The organism is Streptomyces sp. WAC06614, from assembly GCF_003949795.1.
Lineage (GTDB): Bacteria > Actinomycetota > Actinomycetes > Streptomycetales > Streptomycetaceae > Streptomyces.
In genome coordinates this window covers 1-5,218 of record NZ_RPRY01000411.1, presented here as the reverse complement: position 1 = coordinate 5,218, position 5,218 = coordinate 1, and the positions used below count along the sequence as shown (strand labels likewise).

General features: G+C 77.9%; 2 protein-coding genes. One reads left to right on the top strand and one right to left on the bottom strand.

Annotated features, from left to right (window positions below; translation table 11 throughout):
- Positions 1-22: 22 nt before the first annotated feature.
- Positions 23-349 (top strand): hypothetical protein, encoded by a 327-nt coding sequence (locus EF918_RS31990; RefSeq protein ID WP_260610853.1) that lies wholly within the window; start codon positions 23-25, stop codon positions 347-349.
- Between the two features lie 60 nt (positions 350-409).
- Here the strand turns inward: EF918_RS31990 and EF918_RS31985 are convergent, their stop codons facing one another.
- Positions 410-5,188, bottom strand: coding sequence for a hypothetical protein (locus EF918_RS31985; RefSeq protein ID WP_125652418.1), 4,779 nt, complete (start codon positions 5,186-5,188; stop codon positions 410-412).
- Positions 5,189-5,218 lie beyond the last annotated feature (30 nt).

Genomic DNA, 5,218 nt, shown 5'->3' with positions numbered 1-5,218 from the left:
GGGTCCGGGCGGGCGACGCGCCCTGTGGGTGGAGGAGCCGGCGACGCGGCGGCGGCTGCCGGATCCGGTGCGCACGGCGGCGGTGCGGGCGGTCGTCGTGGTCGCGCTGACGCTGACCGACGCGAGCATCGCGTTCTTCCTCACGCTGACCACCTCGTGGCTGGCGTTCCCCATGGTGCTCGGCGGGATCGCCCTGACCGTGGTGGCCACCTGGGCGGTGCTGGACGTGTGGATCACCCGGCAGACGTGGAACCAGCGCCACGGGGTGGTCTCCGAGCCCAGCAGCACGGCCCGGGCCCGTCGCCGGGCGGCCAGGGCCGCCCGACGGGAGGAGCTGCGGCGGGTCTGACGGTCGTCGGGCCGGGACCCGCCGGGCGTCGGCCCGGGCTGCACGCCGTCCCCGTGCCGGTCAGGCCGGGGTGCGGCGGAACATGCGGGTCGCGGTGATCTCGCCGTGGATGGTCTCGCCCTCCGGCGGCGCCTGCTGCGGCAGGCCCGGCCGAAGGTGCTCCTCGACGCTGATGTACTTCAGGCCCGCCCGCAGGTCCGCGTCGTTGCGCAGCCGGATCACCAGCGGGAACTCCGCCAGGGCGGTGGTGTCGAACAGGCCCGTGGTGTACAGCAGCTGGACGCCCAGGGCGTCCGAGACCGCCCGCTGGAGCTCCAGCAGGTACGTGGCGTTGGCGCGGCCGATCGGGTTGTCCAGGAACAGCGTGCCCGCGTGCCGGTGCCGCTCGCGCCCACGGTCGTTGCTGCGCAGCGCGGCCATGGTGCAGTACAGCGCGATCGCGGCGGTCAGCAGCTGGCCGCCCGAGAACACGTCGCCCATCTGCCCCACCGGCACCCGCTCGGCGCGCAGCACCGCGTCGGGCTTGAGGATCTCCACCGCCACGCCCTTGGGCTGGAGCGCCGCCTGTACGCCGCGCAGCAGCAGGGACATGCCGTCGCGGCGGCCCTCGCCGAAGGCGGCGTTCTTCTTCACGGCCGAGCGGGTGGCCTCGTCGATGACCTCGCCGAGCCGCTCGGTCAGGCTCGCCTGGTCGGGCTCCTCGAAGCGGATGCGCAGGAACTCCTGGCCCGACCACTCCCCCAGGCCCTCCGGCAGCTGGGACAGCCGCTGCGCGGAGCGCAGGGTGGCCAGGGCCGACTCCACCAGGCCGCGCAGCCGGTCCACGATGCTGTCGCGGTTGCGTTCCAGCTGGGCCAGCTCGTCGGTCAGCACCCGCAGCCGCGGGGCGAAGGCCGCCGCCCAGGCGGCGGCGTGCTCGGGCAGCGCGGAGGCGGGCAGTTCGCGGATCTGCTGGCGGGCGGGGGTGCGCACCTGCTCGTAGCGGGTGGCGTTGGCGTGCCGGACCAGGACGTCGCAGGCCTCGCGGACGGCCGACTCGGCCGCCGAGAGGTCCGCGGCGCAGCCGCGCAGCGAGCGCCGGGTCTCGGCCGCGGACTGCCGGGCCTCCTCCAGGGTGCCCGGGTAGGGGCCGGTGTCCTGCTCGTCGTCCTCCTGGTGCGGGCTGTGGTCGCGCAGCAGGTCACGCAGCAGGGCGGCGGTCTCGTCGAAGCCCGAGGCGCCGTCCTCGGCGGCCCGGTGGGCGCGCAGCAGGTCGGCGTGGGCGGCGCGGGCGGTGTCCACGGCCGCCGTGTGCGCGGCGAGCTGGGCGGAGGCCGAACGCAGCAGGCCCTGGGCCTGTTCCACGTCCTGCGGGACGAGCTCCTCGGGCAGGGCGGTGTGCTCCTCGCCCTCGGCCGGGGCGAGGCGTTCGGCGTCGCCGCGGAGCCGGCCGAGCTGCTCGCTGGCCGCGGACGCGCGGGACTCCAGCATCTGCACCAGGGACTCGGCGCGGGCGGCCGCCGCCTGGCGGGAGGGGCCGTCGGCTCCGTCGGTGCCCTCCAGGAGCTGGGCGGCGCGGGTGCGGACCTTGTTGGTGAGCCGGTCGAGCTCGGCCAGGGCCGCGCTCTCGTCGCTCTCGGCGCGGGCCTGTTCGGCACGCAGGTCGGCGCCGACGCCGACCTTCTCGTAGAGCTGGGAGGCGGCGCGGTAGGCCTCGCGGAGGTCCGGCAGGGGCACCCGCGGCCCGTCCTCGTCGGGGAGCTGGTCCGGGGCCCCGGCGATCTCGGCGCGCTCGGCGCGCAGCGCGCGGGCGGTGCGGTGGGCGTCGTCGGCGGCGCGCTGGGCGGCGCGGCGGTCCTCGTCGGCCGCCCGGGCCCGGGCCAGGCAGACCTCGGCACGGGCCTCGGACTCGGCGGCCTCGTCGGCGAGTTCGCGCAGCCGGGCCTGCCAGCCGGCCCGCTCGCGGAGCCGGAAGGCGAGGCCCGCCAGGGCGTCGGCGGCGCGGCGGGCGCGCTGGGCGGTCTCCTGGCGCTCGTCGCGGACCCGCGCGGCGTCGGAGGCGGCCTCGTCGGCCTCGGCGCGTACGGTACGGGCCTCGGCGAGCTCGGCGTCGGCCTCCTGGGCGAACGTACGGGCGACCACGGCCTGGTCGGCCAGCTCGGCCAGGCGGCCGGCCGGGCAGCCGGTGCGCCAGGACGCCAGGCGGGCGGCCAGTTCGCGGTCCCCGGCGAGGCGGGCGGCCAGCTCGCGGATCTCGGCGTCCCGCTCGGTGGCCCGGGCGCGCAGGGCGTGGCGTTCCTCGTCGGCGGCGTGCTCGTCGTGCATGGCCGGGTTCGGCGGTACGAGGAAGACCCCGGTGTCCGTGTCCGGGCCGGCCGGCGGTACGGGCGCCAGCAGGGCGGCGGCGGTGCCGACGGCCACGGCGGAACGGGGCAGCAGGGCGGCGGCGCCGAGCACCTCGCGGGCCCGGGCGTGGGTGTCGGGGTCGGTGATCACCACGCCGTCGACCAGCTCGGGGCGGGCCGCGAGCACGGTGGCGTGGTCGGCGGGGTCGACGGCCTGGGCGAGGTAGCGCCAGCCGGGCAGGGCGGGGATGCCGTGCTCGCCGAGGTACTCGACGGTGGCCAGCACGTCGGGACCCGGCGGCAGCAGGCCGCCGTCGCCGAGCGCGCCGAGGATCCGTGCGTCGTCGGCCGCGGCGGTGCGCAGCTCGAAGAGCTGCCGCTCGGCCCCGGCGACCGCCTGCTCCAGCAGCTCCCGCACCGCCTCGGCGTTCCGGTCGAGCTCCTCGGCGGTCAGCCCGCCGACCTCACCGTGCGCCCCGGCGGGACCGGAACGGTCGGTGGAGCCCGCCGCTCCGGCGGGGCCCGCGGGGCCCTGGGCGTCCGCGGCGCCGCCGGGCCGGGCCGAGCCGCTCTCGGCACCGGCCGTGCCGGGGTGCGCAGCGGCGCCCGCAGCCGTTGCGGGCCCGTCGGCGGCCGTGGTGTCGCCGGACCTCGGGCCCGGGAGGAAGGTCTGGGGGAGGCCCAGGAGGGCGGTGAGGCGGGGGGACCGGGCCAGGGTGGCTGCGGTGCGGTGTTCGGCGGCGTGGGCCGCTTCCGCGGCGTCCGCGGCGTCGGCCGCGCGGGCCGCGGTCAGTTCGGCGCGGGCCTCCGCGGCGGCGGCCTCCCGGGCCGCCTCGGCCGCCGTACGGGCCGCCTCGCGCGCCACGTCCCACGCGGCCACGGCCGTCTTCTCGGCGTCGCTGGCGGCCAGCGCCGCCCTGGCCGGGTCGGCGTCGGGCGCCGAGTCGTCCAGCCAGCCGGCGCGGACGGCCTCGGCGGTCTCCTGCTCCACCTCCGACAGCCGCGTGCGCAGGTGCTCCGCCTCGCTGCGCGCCCGCTGCGCGGCGGTCGCGGCGGCGGTGGCGTCGCGGTGGGCGGTCTCGGCGGTCTCCTGGAGGGCGGCGGACCGCTCCTCCTCCTCGTTCGCCAGCCGCTCGCCGTCCTCGGCGGCCGTGTGCAGGGCCCGTACGAGCGCGGCCGCGGCCGCGGCCCTGGCGGCCAGTGCGGGGGCGGCGTCCCGTTCGGCCTCGCGGATGGCGGCGGCGACCCGGGCCGAGCGGTCGGCGGCGGCGCGGTGGCGCAGCACCGACTCGGCCGCCTGCCAGGCCGCGTGCAGGGTGCGGGCCTCCAGCAGCTCGCGGCGCTGGGCCGCGGCCGCCTTGTCGGCCACGGTCAGGGCCAGCGAGGCGTGCCGGTAGGCGAGTTCCGCGGCGATCAGGGCGCTGCGCCCGCGCGAGGCCTCGGCGGCCGTGACCTCGTGTGCGGCGCCGGTGACCCGCTGGGCGAGGTCGGCGGCCCGGCCCCGCTCCTCGGCCGCGCGGGCGGACAGCCGGCGGGCCAGGGTTCGGGTGCGGCGCTCGGCGCCCGCGTGGACGTCGCGCAGCCGGGCGCGGGTCCCGGCGGCCTCCACGATGCGGTTGAGCAGGTCGACGGAGCCGGCGGTGAAGTCGCGTTCGGCCATCAGCTCGGAACGGCGGCCCAGCTTGTTGCCGAAGCCGTGCACCAGGTCGGCGAGGCCGTCGGTGTCCCGGGTGTCGGTGACCGCGCGCAGCAGCAGGTCGGTGAAGTCGGAGTCCTTCTTCACCGCGAAGAGGCCGGCGGCCTCGCCCTCGTCGGCGTTCATCTCCCGCTGGTAGCGGAAGAGTTCGGGGTCGAGACCGAGCTCGGTGAGGTGCTCGTTCCAGCGGTCGTGGATCTCCTCCCAGTACACCTCCAGGTGCGGGTACGCCTTGCCGGCCTCGGTGAGCGCGTCACGGAAGCCCTTCATGGTGCGGCGCCGGCCCTGCGCGCCGGAGGCGCCCTCGACGGGCGGCCGGACGGCGGTGGCCTCGGCGACGGGGAGGTTGTCCAGGCTGAGGCCGGGCCCGGGGCGGAAGGAGTACCAGGCCTCGGCGAACTTCCGCGGGTCGTTGGAGACCTGACGGCCGCGCCACTCGCTGACCTTGCCGACGACCACGCACTCCCCGGTCTGGGTGTGCTGCCACTCCAGCGCGACGTGCCCGCAGTCGTCGGCGAGCAGGAACTTGCGCAGCACGCCGGAGCTGGCGCCGCCGAGGGTGTTGCGGTGACCGGGGAGCATCACCGAGAAGATCAGCTTGAGCAGGACGGACTTGCCGCCGCCGTTCTCCAGGAAGAGCACCCCGGCGGGCGCGGGCCGGCGCGGCGGGCCGACGGGCTCCTCCTCGAAGAACTCCGCCTGGGTGGGCGCCGGGTTCGGCACCGGCTCGCCCACTCCGCGCAGGTCGAGCACGGTGTCGGCGTAGCGCGCGCCGGCGGGCCCGATGGAGTAGAGGCGGATCCGGGACAGCTCGTACATGGCGGACTCTCGTGAGGGCGGGGCGGGGCC